At 40.9% G+C, this 16,624-nt stretch carries 17 protein-coding genes; 9 read left to right on the top strand and 8 right to left on the bottom strand.

The window, feature by feature from the left end; genetic code table 11:
• Positions 1-180 precede the first annotated feature (180 nt).
• Positions 181-1,266, top strand: a complete 1,086-nt coding sequence (locus Q0590_RS03100; protein WP_302036009.1) for an aminotransferase class V-fold PLP-dependent enzyme — start codon at positions 181-183, stop codon at positions 1,264-1,266.
• A gap of 306 nt (positions 1,267-1,572) precedes the next feature.
• The gene (locus Q0590_RS03095) at positions 1,573-2,166 is read left to right on the top strand and encodes a hypothetical protein (RefSeq protein WP_302036008.1); all 594 of its coding nucleotides are present in this window, start codon (positions 1,573-1,575) and stop codon (positions 2,164-2,166) included.
• A gap of 105 nt (positions 2,167-2,271) precedes the next feature.
• Here the strand turns inward: Q0590_RS03095 and Q0590_RS03090 are convergent, their stop codons facing one another.
• Together Q0590_RS03090 and Q0590_RS03085 are read right to left on the bottom strand one after the other, a co-directional pair.
• Positions 2,272-2,637 (bottom strand): carboxypeptidase-like regulatory domain-containing protein, encoded by a 366-nt coding sequence (locus tag Q0590_RS03090; protein WP_302036007.1) that lies wholly within the window; start codon positions 2,635-2,637, stop codon positions 2,272-2,274.
• Between the two features lie 105 nt (positions 2,638-2,742).
• Positions 2,743-3,258 carry a pyridoxamine 5'-phosphate oxidase family protein gene (locus tag Q0590_RS03085; RefSeq protein WP_302036006.1) on the bottom strand — a complete coding sequence of 172 codons (516 nt, stop codon included), beginning with the start codon at positions 3,256-3,258 and terminating at the stop codon, positions 2,743-2,745.
• 165 nt (positions 3,259-3,423) lie between these two features.
• Between Q0590_RS03085 and Q0590_RS03080 the strand changes: the two genes are divergently transcribed.
• The 3 genes from Q0590_RS03080 (at position 3,424) to Q0590_RS03070 (ending at position 5,182) form a co-directional block, all read left to right on the top strand.
• Positions 3,424-4,032, top strand: coding sequence for a DNA-3-methyladenine glycosylase (locus tag Q0590_RS03080; protein ID WP_302036005.1), 609 nt, complete (start codon positions 3,424-3,426; stop codon positions 4,030-4,032).
• A gap of 171 nt (positions 4,033-4,203) precedes the next feature.
• Positions 4,204-4,539: a PadR family transcriptional regulator gene (locus tag Q0590_RS03075; protein ID WP_302036004.1), complete on the top strand. Its 336-nt coding sequence runs from the start codon at positions 4,204-4,206 to the stop codon at positions 4,537-4,539.
• 4 nt (positions 4,540-4,543) lie between these two features.
• Positions 4,544-5,182: a hypothetical protein gene (locus Q0590_RS03070; protein WP_302036003.1), complete on the top strand. Its 639-nt coding sequence runs from the start codon at positions 4,544-4,546 to the stop codon at positions 5,180-5,182.
• A gap of 90 nt (positions 5,183-5,272) precedes the next feature.
• On the opposite strand, the gene Q0590_RS03065 is transcribed toward Q0590_RS03070, so the two are convergent.
• Positions 5,273-5,812 (bottom strand): NUDIX hydrolase, encoded by a 540-nt coding sequence (locus Q0590_RS03065; RefSeq protein ID WP_302036002.1) that lies wholly within the window; start codon positions 5,810-5,812, stop codon positions 5,273-5,275.
• A 160-nt stretch (positions 5,813-5,972) separates the two neighbouring features.
• Here Q0590_RS03065 and Q0590_RS03060 point away from each other — a divergent pair, with 160 nt between their 5' ends.
• Positions 5,973-7,166: a metallophosphoesterase gene (locus tag Q0590_RS03060; protein WP_302036001.1), complete on the top strand. Its 1,194-nt coding sequence runs from the start codon at positions 5,973-5,975 to the stop codon at positions 7,164-7,166.
• A gap of 63 nt (positions 7,167-7,229) precedes the next feature.
• On the opposite strand, the gene Q0590_RS03055 is transcribed toward Q0590_RS03060, so the two are convergent.
• Together Q0590_RS03055 and Q0590_RS03050 are read right to left on the bottom strand one after the other, a co-directional pair.
• Entirely contained in the window at positions 7,230-8,018 is a 789-nt protein-coding gene (locus Q0590_RS03055) for an oxygenase MpaB family protein (RefSeq protein WP_302036000.1), read from the bottom strand.
• A 118-nt stretch (positions 8,019-8,136) separates the two neighbouring features.
• Complete coding sequence (locus Q0590_RS03050; RefSeq protein WP_302035999.1) at positions 8,137-8,442, bottom strand: hypothetical protein; 306 nt, start codon at positions 8,440-8,442, stop codon at positions 8,137-8,139.
• A 606-nt stretch (positions 8,443-9,048) separates the two neighbouring features.
• Here Q0590_RS03050 and Q0590_RS03045 point away from each other — a divergent pair.
• Positions 9,049-11,616 (top strand): PAS domain S-box protein, encoded by a 2,568-nt coding sequence (locus tag Q0590_RS03045; RefSeq protein ID WP_302035998.1) that lies wholly within the window; start codon positions 9,049-9,051, stop codon positions 11,614-11,616.
• Positions 11,617-11,721: 105 nt separating this feature from the next.
• Here Q0590_RS03045 and Q0590_RS03040 read toward each other — a convergent pair whose 3' ends face one another.
• On the bottom strand, positions 11,722-12,063 hold the full coding sequence (locus Q0590_RS03040; protein ID WP_302035997.1) for a phage holin family protein: 342 nt from the start codon (positions 12,061-12,063) through the stop codon (positions 11,722-11,724).
• Positions 12,064-12,198: 135 nt separating this feature from the next.
• Here Q0590_RS03040 and Q0590_RS03035 point away from each other — a divergent pair, with 135 nt between their 5' ends.
• Both Q0590_RS03035 and Q0590_RS03030 read left to right on the top strand, forming a co-directional pair.
• Complete coding sequence (locus tag Q0590_RS03035; RefSeq protein WP_302035996.1) at positions 12,199-12,912, top strand: peptidylprolyl isomerase; 714 nt, start codon at positions 12,199-12,201, stop codon at positions 12,910-12,912.
• Complete coding sequence (locus Q0590_RS03030) at positions 12,909-13,754, top strand: N-acetylmuramoyl-L-alanine amidase-like domain-containing protein (RefSeq protein ID WP_302035995.1); 846 nt, start codon at positions 12,909-12,911, stop codon at positions 13,752-13,754. The genes Q0590_RS03035 and Q0590_RS03030 overlap by 4 nt, the downstream gene beginning before the upstream one ends.
• A gap of 45 nt (positions 13,755-13,799) precedes the next feature.
• Here the strand turns inward: Q0590_RS03030 and Q0590_RS03025 are convergent, their stop codons facing one another.
• Together Q0590_RS03025 and Q0590_RS03020 are read right to left on the bottom strand one after the other, a co-directional pair.
• Positions 13,800-14,792: an aldo/keto reductase gene (locus Q0590_RS03025; protein WP_302035994.1), complete on the bottom strand. Its 993-nt coding sequence runs from the start codon at positions 14,790-14,792 to the stop codon at positions 13,800-13,802.
• Positions 14,793-15,031: 239 nt separating this feature from the next.
• Positions 15,032-16,471, bottom strand: a complete 1,440-nt coding sequence (locus Q0590_RS03020) for an MBL fold metallo-hydrolase RNA specificity domain-containing protein (RefSeq protein WP_302035993.1) — start codon at positions 16,469-16,471, stop codon at positions 15,032-15,034.
• Positions 16,472-16,624: the final 153 nt, after the last annotated feature.

Raw genomic sequence — 16,624 nt, 5'->3', positions numbered from 1 at the left:
TAAACCATTAGCATGTAATATTTTTAATAAATTCTGTAAGAAATCTACTTGCCTGATATAATGGCCTGTAAATCAGGTGTGGAAATGCTAGTGATGAAAAAGTGTATCAGTTGTTTTATTCCACAAACTAAAGTTTCTAACTTTAGGCCATATTGTAAGTAACATTTAATCACCTATTCCGTGCAGCAGAAGACATTCTTTACGCCAGGTCCGGCTCATTTGTATCCATCCTTTGAAACGCATTTACAACAGGCATTGAGGGAGCAGATTGGTTCAATCTCACACCGGAGCAAGCAATTCAAGGCTATTTACCAGTTTACCTACGAACAACTCAAGACGTTACTTTCTATTCCGGATAACTTTGCTGTGCTCTTTACCGGCTCTGCTACCGAAATATGGGAACGGATTTTACAGAGTTGTGTAGAGAAAGAAAGTTTTCACCTGGTGAATGGCTCCTTCTCCAAACGTTTTTACGAGTTTGCCGGTGAATTAGGTAAAAAAGCCAATAAACTGGAAATGCCGTTTGGTAAGGGCTTTGATCTGGCGCAGGTGACAATTCCTGCCGGAGCAGAGCTTGTTTGCCTTACTCATAATGAAACAAGTTCTGGGGTTACTATGCCAGTAGCGGATATGCATACGTTAAAGCAAAAATATACTGATAAGCTTTTTGCTGTAGATATGGTGTCCTCCGCTCCCTATCCTGATCTTAATTTTCAACTAATAGATTGTGCCTTCTTTTCCGTGCAAAAAGGATTTGGTATGCCTGCCGGGTTGGGCGTATGGATTGTGAATGATAAATGCTTGCAGAAATCCGAACTATTGAAGCAGAAAGGGCTTACCGTAGGCACTTATCATAGCCTGCCTTCCTTATGGAGTAAGTTCAAAACCTTTGAAACGCCCGCCACGCCAAACGTAGTAGGAATCTATTTGCTTGGGAAAATAGCAGAAGATATGAACAAAAAAGGCATAGCCGCCATACGGCAGGAAGCCGAGCAAAAAGCAACTATGCTATATACCTACCTGAAACAAAGTGAGAACGTAAAAGCATTTGTTCAAAATCCGGACCATCAGTCGCCAACAGTGGTTGTTGCAGATGTGGCTGGCGGTTCTACAGATCTTATTCAAAAGCTGACACAAACAGGAAATGTAGTTGGCAGTGGCTATGGCAGTTACAAAGAGAAGCAGATTCGTATTGCCAATTTTCCGGCTGTTACTATAGAGCAAACGCAACGCCTGATCGACGAACTTAAGCGGCTGGAAAAATAGAAAGAGCAGCCAATGAGTAACAATTGTGGCTTTTTTCGTGTACCTGATCTGCCAATTGTCGATAGAATACATGGCATCTTACATTTACTTTTATAAGAAGTGGGATTGTTTGATTTACTAATGCTTTCATAAACAGGTAGCTGCAAGGGCTTTTGTACCACTTCTGGCATATTTATGTACCGAACATAGTAGGTAAAAATAAGATTAGAGCTACCAACCAGCTATAAAAAAAATAAACTTTGGTACAACTGCTATTTTGAGGAAAACTCAACTTTCTGAGGCTGATAATATCCTTAATTTTAAGATATGGAAGCAACAAACGAGTTTACCCATCAGGAATATCTGGAACTGGAAAACGAAAAACTGGATCTGGAAAGCGAAAATGAAGAACTGGCATCTAAGAGCAAAATATTTATTACCACCACTATCATATTTGCCATTCTTTTTGTACTGAGCCTTGGTTATATTATTCTATCGGAGGTGAATGAGCCATTATTTGGAAAATGGCCTCAAGTAGCGCAGGATAACCGGCAATTGAAAGTCCAGTTAAGCGAACTTAATGGGTTAAAACCAACAATTGATAGCTTAGTAACTATCAACAATACCTTAAGTGAGCAATCCGATACACAAGAAGGGGTATTCTTTGAAGTGCAGATAGGTGCTTTCGAGCATTTTAATATGAATCAATATATGCAAGAACTAGCCAGGTTGAAGAAGGAGCAGGTGGATACAATGGATAAATATACACTGGGGAAATTCAGAAACTTCAAAACCGCTCAGGCTTTCAATAATGATATTAAAAAAATGGGTATTGCCGATGCTTTCATTGTCGGAAAAATTAATGGCCAGCGTGTAGAATTACAGGAAGCCGTAGTTGCTAGCAAAAAGACCTTATACTGATAGAAAACAAGCTGATTAAATTCCCTTAAAAAGCCTTTGTAAATATACACTTAACGATACCATCTTCTGCCAGGGAGATGGTATTGCTGTTTAATAGGAAGCAGGTTACGAGATTATAATAGTTATTTTATTTATCCGTTTTGGCGTAAGCGCTTCAGTTTTTGTGCCCCCGTCACTATTATCCATATCTCCTTTTTCTACAATGATATAATAGATTTTAGGTTCCAGAGTATCAAAACTCGCCCGGCCTTTTTCATCTGTCCGGATGGTTTTGCCTACCTGGTTTTGTTCTTTGTTATAATCTTCCTCTGATGTAAACAGGCGTATACTGGCTCCTTCTACCAAATTACCTGAGTCGTCGCGTACGGTCACCTGAAGTTTAGTATTCAGGATTTGAGCTTGCAAGCTATGGAAACAGGCTGATAACAAGATACTAACAATAACTACAAAGAATGTCCGGATGTGTAACATAAGTCTAGGATTGTAAATTACTATACTAAGGAGACGTAAATAAATAAAAAACCCACAATCATCATATCAAATTGTGGGTTTTTGCAGTAGTAAATATTATTTAGATTAGGAATTCCCGGTAGCCGTTCCTAGTTTAATTTCTTTATGTTCGGCAGGGTTTGCCTGTGAACCTGTTAAAATGGATTTCGCCATCTGGAATAATTGCCCTACTTTGCTGGAAGTGGTATCCCAGAATTCACTTTCTTCAATAGTTACACATAGCAGCGCAATCCCTGGCTCATCCAATGCTTTGGGAAACCATGCCCGGAACAACGGATTCCACAAACGTTCCATTCGCTGCCGGTCTTGTACTATCCTGGCAATACCAGATATAGATACGTGAGTACCTGCATTATCTGAATAAGAAAGATTTACCTGCGAATGTCTGGCCACTTCATTCGCCTTATCTGAATCGTCGTAAACAAAAAACCAGAGTTCTCCATTTTGTTCAGCTTCTGTAGACGCTATCGGGCGGCTGCGCAATAAGCCATCCTGGCCAACGGAGGTAAGCATGGCATATTTAATTCCGTTTATTTTCGCATATATTTGCCTTAACGCTTCTTCTGTTGTGATCGTTTTCATCAATAGTAGGTGTTTGTTTCAGGTCAGATGAAAGCCCGGTAAATCATCTGCCCCGGTGAATAAACATGAACGTACCGGACTTGTAATTGCTAATTTTTTATACGCTAAAGCTGCCGGAAGGTTTACTCATCGGCTAAGCCGGAATATATTCAGCTCCAGTTATTTATGATTTTAGACAAGGAATTTTATAAACAAGATACTATAACCGTAGCCAACGCTTTGCTAGGCGCTTACCTGGTACATGAAAGTAGTGAAGGTGTAACATGCGGAAAAATTGTAGAAACCGAAGCCTATCTCTGGGGCGATCCGGCTTGCCATGCCTACCGGAGTAAAACAGTCCGCAATGCTACTATGTTTGGGCCGGAAGGATACGCCTATGTATATCAAATATATGGTATACATCATTGTGTAAATGTAGTTACCGCCCCGGAAGGAGTAGGAGAAGCTGTGCTCATACGGGCACTGGAGCCTATTTCCGGTATAGAGCTGATGCAGCTCCGGCGAAAAGTAGGCGTGTTTAAACAGCTTTGCAATGGCCCGGGTAAACTTGTGCAAGCCATGGAGATTACCCGTTCTATGGACGGCATCAGTTTGATGCAGCCTCCGTTTTATATTCTCTCGCCAGATACGTATCCACAGCATAACCTACCTTTTGAGATAGTGACTACTACCAGGATTGGCATTACACAGGGTGCCAATCTGCCTTACCGCTTCTATATTAAAGGCCATCCTTGTGTTAGCTACCCAGTGAAACTAAAAGCTACCCTACAATAAATCATTCCAATCAAAAGTAGTTTTAAGTAAGGCAGTATACTTACCGGGTATAAGGTTTGTCATCTGCTTTAATGTAAATAATCTGTAGAGATTTCTATAAATTATATTTCACTTTTTATTTGTAATACTTAGACAAACTTAGTATACTTGTCTAGGTATTGTAAAAATAATATGTATTCCAAAGAACTAATCCGGGGCACATTAAAGCCGATTATTTTGAAACTTCTGGCAGAGCATGGCAGAATGTATGGTTATGAAATTTGCCAGAAGGTAAAAGAGTTAACCAGCAATGAAATAATTATTAAAGAAGGCTCCTTATATCCTGCACTATATAAATTAAAAGCAGAAGGTTTAGTAGAAGTAGAGTCAATAGAGGTAGATAACCGGACCAGGCAATATTATTCATTAACAGATAAGAGCCAGGCGATGGCAAAAGAGCAGGTTAATGAGTTTTCTCTTTTTTTACTTACCATGAGTAGATTATTTAAAGTATCCTCCAGTTATTAAGCAAATGCCATTATCCAACGAACAAATCGCATACATTCGGGATAAGATCCACCAGGAGGGAATCGATGAATCTGCGCTTCTGAATGATCTGTTAGATCATATTTGCTGTGCTGTTGAATATGAAATGAGCAGAGACTCCGGTTTTGAATCTGCTCTCAACAAAGTACTTAGTGACTTTAGCCCTGAAGAAGGCTTAGGCAATATTCAGGTGGAAATAACTACCATCACCTATACTAAATCTATCACTATGAAAAAACTCACCTTTGTTCTGGCATTTTTAGCATCCCTGTTGTTCTTCATTTGTATCTTACTTAATGGCGTTAGGCTGTTAAATAATTATGATTGGGCCTTTATGAACGACTTAGCCTTTATCAATCAATATGCCTTTTGTTTATTCATTTTGCCTCTGTATTGGTTTCATCAATATAAATTGGCTAAGCAAGCTCCAAACGATGGACTAGGAATAACAATGAAACTCGTGTTGTTTAGTATTGGTTTTTTATGTTCTGAAGCTCTGGCGAATGCTGTATTTTTTAAACTTATGCACATGCCTGGAGGTAATCAATTATTTATCATTACAGCTGTTTTAGGGATGGTCTATGTACCGCTGTTTTTATTCAGAAAATATAGATTGGCTTTTTAATAAGCAGTAAATAACGGCCTTTCAAACACAGGCCAATTCTGGTTTTTTATTGACATATTATAAGCTGCTTTAAGGCCAAAGAGGAGAGCACTAAACCATAAACCTGGACTGGTGCTTCCTTACCATCCGCATAATAGATTCCTCCGGGTTTAAGTCGATCAACTTATTTATCTCTACCCACCGTAAATCTTTCGATTCGTGCGATATAATTAATGGCTCATTTTTATCTGCCTCCATCAAAAAACGGATATCGTAGTGATAATGAGCAGGCTCCAGTTTGCGGGCCGGTATCAAATGGATGTCCACATCGAATATACCATCTTCAAGAAAATGAATCCTTGTCAAGCCTGATTCTTCCATCGCTTCTTTCATGGCTGATTTAAATAAGTTGCTTTCTCCATCGGCGTGCCCGCCCAATTGCAACCACTTGTCTAGTTTGCGGTGGTGAGTTAGTAAAACATGGGTGCGGCTATAGTCGGTAATCCAGGTAGAGGTAGTAATATGCCCAATGGCCAGGCTCCGTTCCAGGCATTGCGGATAGCTATTGGCAAATGTCAGCATGTCCTGATGCATCTTACGTTCTGCGGTATCAGTTGTTTTATAGTTTGTTAGTAATTGAATAAAGGGCATAGTACGCTAATGCTGAGTGAAAATGTGTATAAATATCAAAAATATGAAAACCTTTTTGGTTATATAAAGAGTTATAAGTAACAAAGTATATCTGATAAATGGTTTTCTGATGAAAGCCGTGTATTTATAAAATTTGTTGAACAGAAGCTTGCCAGATCGTATGTTTTATATACCTACACGCCTGAAACGCCAATATATTAAAGTAAAACGGTTTAGAATCAGTTCTAAACGTATAAGAGACCGCTGGAAAAGTAAATATCCCTATTACAAAAAAGAGGAAAGAGGCTGGCAGCGGAGCAAACCACCCGAAGATACAGAATTAGATTATACAGTGTTACTGGTAGGAGATATGGGCCATCCTTCACTGAATGGAAAAGATCCGGTTTTAAACATGATTTCCCAGCAAATAGCCAAGTTTAACGATAAAATGGCTGTAGTGTTTCTGGGAGACAATATTTACCCCAGAGGCTTACCCGATCCGGAACACCGCTTACGGGATATTTCTGAAGCACGGATAAAAGCCCAACTCGATATTTTTGCAGCGTATACAGGCAAAGTCTATTTTCTATCAGGAAATCATGACTGGAACAAAGGGCGAAAAGACGGATATGAGTATTTAAAACGCCAGGAAGCATATATTGAAGAATACCTCAACAGAGGTAATGTATACCTGCCAGATAATGGCTGCCCCGGACCAGTATGTTTGGACCTGACAGATGATGTGGTGCTAATTATTATTAATACGCAATGGTGGGTACAACGCGGACTGAAACCCATTGGCCCTTATTTTAAATGTGAAGCCAAAAGCGAAGAGCATTTTTTTCAGTTGTTGGATGAGGCCATTGCTAAAAACAGCCACAGGAAAATAGTAGTAGCTGCTCATCATCCCTTGTACAGCAACGCTTTGCATGGAGGCAACTTCTCTATGAAGCATCATATTTTTCCGCTTACTGCGGCACATAAAAAATTGTATATACCTTTGCCAGTGGCAGGCTCTTTATATCCTTTGTACAGAGGTATTTTTGGTGCCCATGAAGATATGTCTCATCCATTGTACCGGCGTATGCGGTCGGGATTGCTGAAGGTTTTTAAAAAATATAAGAACATCATCTATGCCGCCGGACATGACCACAACTTGCAATATTTCCATGCAAATCATAATCATTTTATTGTAAGTGGCTCAGGTAGTAAGGTATCGTACGTACACAAAGGCGGCAAGGCTTCTTTCACTCATGCACATAAAGGGATATTCCAGATAAATTATTATACGAACGGCGAGGTATGGATGAAAGTATTGGAACCCACAGCCTTGGATAAGCCACCTATTATCATGTTCCGGAAAAAGCTACTGTAACCTGGTTAAATGAAAAGGCTATGATTTACAGAGCCTAATCATGCAACTAAGTTAATTAAATGGTTAATAGATATCCTTTTTAGCCAGTTTACGGAGCCGCCCGGCATACTGCACCGGCAAAATTATAGCTTGAATCCATCGGAGTTTGTTGCCTTCGCCTGGCAGGTAATGGTACATACGCAGCAAAAAGTTAATCAAAGGATTGGGGCTAAATCCAAGTACCCGGTTTATTTTTTGAGGGATAAGGCATGCTTGTACAAGGGTTAATAGATAATATCTGACAGGCCCCAATGCTTTGCGGTAAGCCTGCATCAACTCTTGGGTAAGTGGGCTTGCTTCATAATCATGCATGAGGTGATGTTTCCGCTGTTCCAGGTATTGTTCATAGGTCTGAGGAAGGTCTTGCAGGTGCATATGATGACCTAATGCCATTACTGCTTCAAAATAAGACTGCCGGTCTTGGTTGGATAATGGCCCAAACACTACCTCGTGAGCCCGCTCTCCATAATGTAAGATAATAAAAAGCACATCCTTATAAGCCCATTGGGGAATTTCCATGCCACGGGATTTTTCTACACCTTTATGTATTTGATTAATCGTTTTCACAGACCTGGCAGATGTATCTGGCTTGCCTAGAAACACATTCTGTGCAAATTCCATGGTTTCAAAAAAACGGTCGATCGGGGAGGAAGGTAACCGGTTGGTATAAAATAACCAGTCTACAGCTTTTATCGCAGCAAATTCTGCTGAACCTCCTGCAAAGAATAGCAAAACTGTATCCGGGTTTCCCCAGATACGTCTTGCCACCGGACTGGCTATTTTACTTACCTGAGAAAGTGTTTCTGTAGACATATACAAAAGTGTTTACAGCATAACATACCTGTTACAAGGCAAGTTCTAGTAGGATGTTAGCAATAGACCAGGCTAGTAAAATAGTATTGTGCAGTGGAAGGGGCAGCAGGAGACTTACCTAATTTGCAGGTGCTTTCTCAGTTTTCGTTTTTTTACTGGCTATTTTTTTGTCTTGAGCGGCTTTGAGGGTAGCTTTTTTAGTCGCCTTTTTGGATTTTTTATTTTGCTTCTTGGTAGCTTTCGCTTCTTTCTGTGAAATTTTTTCTACGGCGGTAGTAAACTTCCTGGCCAGTTTAGTAGCTGTATTTTCTGCCGACCGCTTAATTTTCTTTATAGCTTTTGTATCAACGCCTTCCAAGGCTTCATTAATCTTCTGCAGAATGGTGGTGGCAAGTTCCCGTTGTGTTGCTTTTTTTGCTTTCATAACCGCTAATAACGTAAAAAAAACACGGGCAGACTCAAGTCCTATATTACTAATTTGTTATGTCTATGTTATTAGTTTATTATTGAAAAAATAGTCAAATAAGAATATGTAATTTGAAAATTAAGGCCATATATGCTCCAGATAGGTTCGTTTTTCTACCGTAATGCAGATAAATATCAGTCCGAAGATTACAAAAAGCAGCTGACTTTTGGAGGGATTACAACTTATTATATAAAAGTAACGCCTGTTTTTCGGGTTTTTACTTAAAATTACAATAATTTTGAACGTTCAATTTGTTCGGCCCAAAAAGTGTTAAGCTTTAGAAGTGTTTTAGAAATGTGCTTAGCAAGCCTTATCGGGTGACCAAAATGTATAAGCATCGATAGCACATACTAACTAGGGGCTATATTTTTGTTAGTAGCGGTCTTTCATTAGCACCATGTGCCATGCAGACCCAGTATCTATTACACGATGCGTGCAAATTGAACAAACTGTTTATGTTCAATCATTTTATTGTTTATCAGTTATCATCTGTGAAGCAGGTGAGTCTAAATAGATAGAAGCGTGTTGAAAGAAAAAAATGCTCTTTGGATAAGTGCTTTATATTTGATACTTGGAATAACATGGATATATGGAAGCGACAGAATATTACTTATACTGCTTAATCTGCAATCAATAAATGAGTTAACGCAGTATCAAAGTTACAAAGGCGTAATCTATGTTATTTTCACCTCTTGGCTGCTATTCCTGCTGATCAAAAATTCTACTCACAAACTGCAGTCTTCCGGAAATTTCTACAAATCGTATTTTGAGCAGAATCCCAACCCCATGTGGTTAATTGATTCTGCCAGTCAGAAGATTTTGGCTGTAAATAATGCTGCTTGTAAAGTATATGGGTATACGCAGCAAGAATTTCTGATGATGTCTATGCATGACATTCGGATGCCCGGAGAGCAAGATATACAATGGACCGGTAATAATGCAGCCGGAATTGATACATTAAACCCGGGGAGGCATATAAAGAAAAATGGCGAACTTATCTATGTAGATGTATTTACGCACTATACCACCAGAAAAAACAAGCCTGTTGCCTTTATTATGGCCATTGATATTACCCGGCAGGTAGACTTTGAACAGACAGTGACAGAACTTAACCGCACACTGGAAGATAAAGTAAACGAACGTACCAGACAATACCTGGATAAAAACTATGCGCTGGAAGTTGCTAACTTGGAGCTAAGTTCTCTAAACGAGGAGTTAACCACTGCCAATGAAAAACTGGAAACGGCCAGTAATATAATTGCCCAGCAAGCCGAGTTATTGGTGAAACAAAGTGAAGATAAGCTAAATAACATTCTAACTACTATACAGGATGTCGTTTGGTCGTCGTACTTTGTAAACAGGGAGTTGAATTTTATCAATCAAGCCGCCAAGCAGGTATTGGGCTATAGTCCGGATGAGTTGTATCAGAATGGCTCCATCTTAGAAAGCATGGTGTACCGGGAAGACAAAAAGCTGGTAGAAATGGCTTTTAAAGAACTAATAGCCAGAAAATACTTTCAAGCCGAATACCGCATCGTACACCAATCCGGAGAAATCCGGTGGATCAGAAACCGGGTATGGCTAAAAACGGATGAAGCCGGCCAGCCATCGGTTATGGATGGTGTCATTACAGATATTACCGATAGAAAAAACTATGAGGCAGAATTACAAAAACGTGAAATTCTGCTTAGCTCCTTAATTGATTCTCAAACCAACTACCTGGTCCGGATAAACAGCCGTGGCAATTATACCTTTGCCAATCAACAGTTTTTAAAGGATATTGGTTATTCGTCTGAAGAACTTCTGGGACAACCGGCAAGCCTCACCATTTCACCGGATGAGTTGCCAGATTTCCAGACGATGGTTCAGGAATGTATCCTTAATCCGGGCAAAATTGTTCCCTTGCTCTTCAGCACTACCGGCAGAAAAGGCGATATGCATTGGAGTGAGTGGGAATTTATAGGCATACACGATGAAACGGGCAGGGTTGCTGAAATCCAGGGTGTAGGACATAACATAACCGAAAGAAAGAAGTCGGAAGAGCAGCTGGAAGAATATACCCGCACATTGCAAGAGGCCCAGCAAGTAGCCCAGATCGGGAACTGGGCATTCAATATATATACTGGAGAAGCTATCTGGTCAGATCAGGTTTTTGCCATTCACCATCTAAGCAAGAGCAATGGCGCCCCGCCTTTGCAGGAACTGGCTGCCTTATATCACCCTGACGATTGGCCTCTCTTGCAGGCAGCCATTAATACAGCAGTTGAACAAGGGCTACCCTACAACCTGGATCTGCGCATTGTAGACCAGGTAAGCCGGGAAATTATGTATGTGAATGTTATTGGTAAACCCATACACGATAAAAATGGCAAAGTTGTAAAATTGTATGGAACCATACTGAATGTTAATGAACGGAAGCTGTTTGAAAAGAATTTACAACACCAGAACGAACAGCTCCGGAAAATAAATGCCGAACTGGATAAGTTTGTATACAGTGTATCGCATAGCCTCAGGGCTCCGCTAACCTCCGTACTAGGCTTGATAAATGTTATTCGTATTACAGAAGTAGATCCACAAACAGATACTTACCTTGGTTTGATCGAAAAAAGTGTACGCAAACTTGATGGCACCCTTCATGAAATAAATGACTACTCCCGCAATGCCAGACTCGGCCTGAATGTATCAGAAATAGATTTCCCGGCTCTTTTACAAAATTTAAAAGCACAGTATTCAACGTTTGAAGGGATACAGATTACGATAGAAACTTCTTTACAAGCAGACCATCCTTTTTATTCAGATGAGGAACGGGTGCAGGTGGTACTCAATAATATTTTAACCAATGCCTGCAAGTACCGGGATGATAAAAAATCTCCCCACGTTGCACTAAGAGTACGTGTTACGAAAGAGGCCGCTTTAATTGGAATAGAAGATAACGGAATAGGTATTGACCCCGAATATATCAATAAAATATTCAATATGTTTTTTAGAGCCAGTGAACGGTCTACAGGCAGTGGCTTAGGTTTGTATATTGTGAAAGAGACCTTGGACAAGCTTAAAGGAGACATTGATGTAGCTTCCGAACCAGGAAAAGGATCGGTATTTAATGTACGGTTAACGAATATACATAGCTAAAAAGTCCTGGCCTGGCTTCTAAGCAATACCTGGAGCGTTTCCCCTGACAAAATAAAAGCTGCCTTTGCGGGCAGCCTTTATAAACGTATAAAATGTAAAAGCGTACTAGCTGAGCAGCATGTTATCTAATATAGTGCCTCCAATAGCCAGGGCAAGCGCAATTACTAACGCAGGCCAGAAGCCCTTTACTTCAAATTTTCTTACCAGTTTATCTACCAGTTTAATAATGACGGCCGTTACTAGCAGGCGGACAAAAAAGCTAAGTAGCCCTAGTGTGAGAATATTCAGTGGCAAGCGCAGTAATAACCCAATAGTTGCATTTAATATACCCAGGAGCAAAGCTACCCATATGGCTGTTCCAAAACTTCTGACATGTACAGATGGCATAATATATGCCACGATAAATACAATAGCCGCATTAATTAATAAGTGAATGATAAAGTCCATAGCTATATTCGTTTTATTTTTGATTTTGTACGAAAAACCTATAGAAGAGTTAATTTAGGGATATGGCAGAAGCCTGATAAATTCGGTATATTTGTTAAATACAATCATTTTCACGTTTTTATTTTAGTAGTATTCATGAAGTTATCCATTGTGCTCGTACAGTTTTTTATGCTGTTGATAGCCGCTCCCTTGATGGCTCAGGTAGATCAGGCGCAGGCTCAAACCCAAAGTCAGGCAGATTCCTTACAGGCCCGCAGCGATGTACAGACCTGGGCGGAAGTACGCAAAGCCTATTTCCGTGCCACTAAAGACGATTCCTTGTTTGTTTCATTAAACAGCGATGCACCCTATGAAGTAAGTACGTATACCCGTGGTGAACTGGACTCTTTTATGGAGCCGATGTTTTTTAATTCCAGAATAGGAGAGGTCGTGGGTCCGCTTTTTATCGATAACTATGCCATGCTATTTAAAATAGCTGCCTATGATAGCACTTATCGCATAAAGGCAAGCCATATTTATGTAAAGCCCGACGGAAGCAACAAAAAAGATACTCTACAGGCCATGAAAAAAGCCAACCAGTATCTGGAGAAAATAAAAAAAGGCGAAGATTTTACCCAACTGGCAACCAAATACGGACAGGACGAAACAGCAAAACAAGGGGGAGATATAGGCTGGTTGTGGGAAGGTACCATGGTTCCCGAATTTGAAGCAGCAATGGCTACTGCTAAAAAAGGAGATGTGTTTGTGGTGAGAAGTCCGATAGGTGCCCATGTGGTAAAGGTAATAGAAGATAAAGTAATAGAGCCGCGGGGCAGAGTCCGGGTGATACCTGTCGTGAAAAAGATATGAAGAAAAGTATAGTGAGTTGTATATTGAGTTTACTTGTAAGTGCCTGGGCAACAGCACAGGTAGTTTCTACACCGCAAGATCAAGCTCTCTGGGAAAAAACGCTTACGCAGCTACAAGCAAAAAAACAACTGCCGTTAGCCACCCTAGTAGTTAGTGCAGGCGAGCAGTGGAAGGGTACACCGTATGTTGCCCATACCCTGGAGCGGCCCGATGGAGAAAAACTAATAGTCAACCTGCGGGAACAGGATTGCACTACTTTTCTTGAAAATACGCTGGCGATGGCTACCAGTGTAAAGCAGCATTCCCCTTCCTTCGAAAGTTATTCTCAGGTACTTCAACAGATCCGCTACCGCAATGGCGTACTGGATGGTTATCCGTCACGCCTGCATTATTTCTCAGAGTGGCTCTATGACAATGAACAAAAAGGTTTCTTACAGGTAATTACCGGGCAACTAGGCGGTAAGCCCTATCAGAAACCCCTTAACTTTATGTCTACTCACCGGGCTGCTTATCCGGCATTGAAGGATGATAGCTATTACCAGAAAATAGGAAGTATCGAAAAAGAACTAAATACCCGTCAGTATAGCTTTATCCCCAAAGCAGAGGTAAGCAACATAGAAAGCCAGTTGCAAGATGGAGATATTATAGCTATTACCACTGGAATCCAAGGCCTGGATGTTGTACATGTAGGCTTTGCGAAAAAGCAAAACAACCGCATACACCTGCTGCATGCCTCTCTGGACGAGAAAAAGGTAGTAGTCAGCACTAAACCTCTGGCTGAATACCTGCTGGGAAATAAAAATCAGTCAGGGATCATGGTGGCAAGAGTCATAGAAAAATAAGTATATGCCTTGTGAAGTTCAGCCAACTTCACAGGGCATATGGGATTAACTTACCAGCTGCAATTCGCTCAGATGGCTGTTTATCGTATCTATTTCCTCTTTGGTTAAAGTAAATTGAGCAGCTTTGGCATTCTCTTCGGCTTGTGCCGGATTGCGGGCACCTACTAAAGCACAGGTAATACCTGGTTGCCGAGTTGTCCAGTTGATCACCAGCTGAGAAAGCGTAACATTTTTTTCCTGGGCCATCGGTTTAATTTTCTCCAGAAAAGCATTGGTTCGTTCTACGTTTTCCGGCTTAAAAAAACCAGTACCCGGACGGTGGTCACCAGAGGCAAATTTATAGTCGGCTGTAATTTTGCCGGTAAGTAAGCCGCGTTGCAGGGGGCTGTATGCCAGAATACCAACATTGTTTTCCAGGCAATACGGCACCATTTCGTTTTCTATTCCCCGGTTTACCATGCTATACGGTACCTGGTTTGAAGCCTGTGGAATTACTTTCTGGGCCTGTTTCAGTTGATCTACATTATAATTAGATACACCAGAAGCTCTGATTTTCCCATCTTTCAGCAGGGTGCTTACGGCTTCCATGGTTTCATCAATTGGCGTAGTAGGATCTGGCCAGTGAATTTGGTACAAGTCTATGTAATCTGTTTTCAACCGCTTTAAGCTTCTTTCACATTCTTCAACAATACCTTGTTTGCCGGCGTATTTGTTAATTTTTACAAAATTGCCTTTGGCATCCTGCGAATCGAAATAAAAAATGCCGCGTGTAGTATCCCAGCGGAGCCCATATTTAGTTAATATCTGTACTTTGTCGCGTTTGCCGGCTATAGCTTCTGCTACGATTTCTTCGCTTAAGCCGAAACCATATACCGCTGCGGTGTCAATGGTAGTTACACCTAAGTCAATAGATTTTTGAATGGCCCGGACAGATTCCTGCTGATCGGTACCGCCCCACATCCATCCGCCGGCAGCCCATGCGCCAAAGGCAATCACAGACACTTCTATATTGCTGTTGCCTAGTTTTCTGTATTCCATACAATTGAATTGGTTTTATCAGGTTGGTTTATAAAGAAAAAATATGTTGAAAATCTATTACGGGGATAACCTTAGGAGGTTTATAAAAAATACTAATTATGGCTCAATTATATCGATAACATGATACTTCCAATTAGGATCTTTTACACCAGTTGTTTTCAAAAACTTCGAGAGTTCGTAACAAAAGAGCCGCTACTGTTAGGTAAAGAGAAGCTACCAGCAAAGTAACACCCATACCATTACAACTGATAACTTTGCCCCCATGTAGGTATTTCTACCTGGCTGTAGCCTTCCTGGATCAGGTGTGCATGAAAATCGGTCATGCTTTTGTATTCGCCATGGACCAGAAAAATTTTGCGGAGTTTATCCGGCTGCTGGTATTTGACAAATCTGGTAAGATCATCCCGGTCGCCATGGCCGCTGAATACGTCTGTACTCTGAATATTGGCTAATACAGGCAACTCATCGTTGTTTTTGAGGCGGATACTACGCATGCCCTCCAGTAATTTCCGGCCCAGCGTCCCTTCAGCCGCATAGCCGATCATCAGAATGGTTGCATATGGGTTGCTGATATTGGTCATTACGTGGTGTTCTACGCGTCCGCCCTGTACCATGCCGGAAGAAGAAATAATGATACAAGGCTCATTGTAATTGGAAATGGCTTTGCTATCCTTCATCTTCTCTACATAAATGAGGTTTTCAAAGTCAAATAACTCCTCGTTTTCCTCATAAAATTCCTGTGCTTCTTTGTTCAGGTATTTGATAAACTTCTGATATACCTTGGTACTCTGGTAAGCCATCGGACTGTCGGAGAATACCTTAATCGGAGGGAAATTATGATCGGTATAGAGTTTATTCAGGGTGTACAACAAAGCCTGCGTACGCCCTACACTAAACGCTGGAATAATGAGCCTGCCGGGAATATCAATACATGCCTGCTGGATAATAGCTGACAGTGCCTCTTCCGGTGTTCCGGTAGCTTTGTGCCGCCGGTTGCCATAGGTAGATTCACAAATCAAATAATCTACTTCTGGGAAGGGATGTGGGTCTTGTAACAACGGATAATTTTTACGGCCCAGGTCGCCGGAGAAGCCAATGGTTTTCTTCTGGCCATTTTCCTCCACTTCAATGACAATGTTTGCTGCACCCAGCAAATGCCCGGTAGGAATAAAAGTAACCGATACCCCTTTCGTTAATTTAAACTTCTGATTAAAGGCAATGGTAACAAACTGCTCTACGGTTTCATTCACCTGCTTTTCGAGAAAGAGTTCAGCCGGGTTAATTTTAGGTTTTTTCTTAGACCGCCGCTTGCCGTGTCCGTTACCATTGTGCAATTGCTTGAGTAGTCTGTGGTTTAAAGCAGCCGAATCTTGCAGGAGCAAATGAGCTAGTGGCAGGGTAGGAGCGGTACATAATATCTGTCCTTCGTAGCCTTCGCGTATTAAGTTGGGTAAGTTGCCGGAATGATCTATGTGCGCATGGGTGAGCAGCACCACGTCTATATCAGAAGGTTCAAACGGAAATATGCTGTACGCAACCGTTACTTTATCTTTATTGGTACTTTTTTGCCTGTCCAGGTCGGTGCCGCAGTCAACTAATATTTTGTAGTCGTCTTCCAGTTCCAGCAGGTACATACTGCCTGTTACTTGCCGTGCAGCTCCCCAAAAAGTTAATTTCATATAAAACTATGTGATTGTATAAATTACGCTGTCTTCATCGCATACGGTAGGCTGGCAGTTATAAGCAGCCGGATTTATCGCTAAAGCACAAATAACTGCAAATTATTGGTTAAAGTTTTGCGGCATACTAAATATTTCCTTTGCAATAACTAC

The organism is Rhodocytophaga aerolata, assembly GCF_030503435.1.
Lineage (GTDB): Bacteria > Bacteroidota > Bacteroidia > Cytophagales > 172606-1 > Rhodocytophaga > Rhodocytophaga aerolata.
This window is presented reverse-complemented; position numbering and strand designations above follow the sequence as displayed.